Raw genomic sequence first — 1,713 nt, 5'->3', positions numbered from 1 at the left:
CACTGACGGGCGAGCGACCGAAAAATGCCTCCGGCGACGGCACCTCACCACCACCCGCGGAAAAAAAATGAAATAAGACAAGGGAATTACCTCAACACCACTTGCCAACCTCGGACTTCATAGTCGGCCCGGATCAGCGGGGGCCGGGAGTTGAGCATCCATTCGAGTAAACAGACCACCGGCCGTCCGTTGCATCCGATGGTTACTCCAATCCCAATCGCTTGGCTTCAGCATATGGTTTGTATGCCGAAGCACGACCCAAAGACGAGAATTCGATCCTGAATTCGGAGTCGCTGCGTTCCCCTTGAAACAGTTCTACATCTGGGTTCTGGCAGTAAAGTACAAGGCAAATCATGTCGATGTCCTGTTTTGTCATTTTTGCACCAAAATAGATGGCGCGCAGCGCGTTGGGCTCGTACGTGAATACGGTTCCCTTATCAGCGTGAAGTACCCGCCATTCGCGTTCGTATGCCCAATCGATCGATTTAGTACAAAAGAGGTCGATTAGATGTTCGTAGTCGTCATGCAGCATGAAGCGTGTGATATCAACCACAGGGATGTCTGCGGAGTAGTTAACGCGTCGAAGTTTGGTGAGTGGTTCAAATGTAGTGTCAAATTCAAGACAGAATCCTTTGTGCTGACCACCGTAGTGTGACCACATCAGCATGTTGTCATTGCACTGGGAAAAGCAAGTGACACCCTTGGTGTTGTTGAAGTCGTCGCGCTGTTCTTCGATGATTCGTTCAGCGCTGCTGATCAACTGTGCTTTCACTTGCGACTTGGGCAGACCTACAAGCAGTTGCCGCACTTTGTCTGGCGTTGTTGCGTCGGACAACATCTTGGCGGAAATGGCGTCGACCTCGACGTCACTTGGGTCTCTGATTCGGGGCTTCAGTCCGCAGTCAAAAGGATCGTTAAACCACGATGGTGAGTTGAAGTAGACAGAATGGCATTTGACGTTCTGAACAGCGCGCAGTGAGAAAGGTTCATACTTGAATATCGTTTCAGGTTTGGCATCCATGTCGATTCACTTTCTGGCGTAACGGTAGCGATATGCGGGCGGCGGCGAATGACTCAACCATTGCCAAAGCGGCGACCACCGCCGCTCCGTATCATCGCATGGTTACCCGCTGAATTGTAGGTCTCGATTGTCGGTGAGACCAGATTCGGCAACCCATTCGATGAGGCCGTCAATGCCGATTCCGATCACGTCCGTCTCGCCGGGCACAACAATGTCATATGTATCATTCGCAGAATTGTAGCGAATCTCTATAAGGTCATCGATCATGTACATTGTCCAGCATCGTGACCGGATGAATTCACGCGACGTACATTCAGATTTGCGAAGAAGTTCTTTGGCCGGTGACCATTTGCGTTTACGTCGTTCGCTCTGAGCGTGAACGTATGCATACGATGGGCAGTAGGTGCGGTCCAATACGGCACCGCATTCGTCACAGGTGGGCATTGCAATACGATTGCGGCACTGCGTGCCCGCGTAACCGATCGTGCCTCCGCAAATCGGGCAGGGTCCCATCTCCGGTACGGAATTTCGACTGCGGGTCAAAGGATCATCGTTTCAGTCGGGTAACGTTAACGATCACGTGGTCGCCGCGAACGACTGACCACTTCAATAAACTCAACTCGGCGACTCACGTGCATCGTATGGTTCGCCGTTTTCCTTGGCCTTGCGTAGGTGTTCGGTCATTGGGGCCG

The 1,713-nt window shown here is 52.1% G+C and carries 2 protein-coding genes; both read right to left on the bottom strand.

Translation table 11 applies throughout. From position 1 onward, the window contains the following. Positions 1–202 precede the first annotated feature (202 nt). Positions 203–1,021, bottom strand: a complete 819-nt coding sequence (locus ABEA92_RS31265) for a DUF2971 domain-containing protein (RefSeq protein ID WP_345689802.1) — start codon at positions 1,019–1,021, stop codon at positions 203–205. 102 nt (positions 1,022–1,123) lie between these two features. Next, entirely contained in the window at positions 1,124–1,564 is a 441-nt protein-coding gene (locus ABEA92_RS31260; protein WP_345689800.1) for a hypothetical protein, read from the bottom strand. Between the last annotated feature and the right edge of the window lie 149 nt (positions 1,565–1,713).

The sequence above is a fragment of the Novipirellula caenicola genome (genome assembly GCF_039545035.1).
Taxonomy (GTDB): Bacteria; Planctomycetota; Planctomycetia; order Pirellulales; family Pirellulaceae; genus Novipirellula; species Novipirellula caenicola.
The sequence above is the reverse complement of the archived record's forward strand: the minus strand, read 5'-3'. Positions and strand labels throughout refer to the sequence as shown.

Coding starts and splice junctions, on each gene's coding strand:
- ABEA92_RS31265 (WP_345689802.1), bottom strand. CDS start 1,021: ATGGATGCCAAACCTGAAACGATATTCAAGTATGAACCTTTCTCACTG.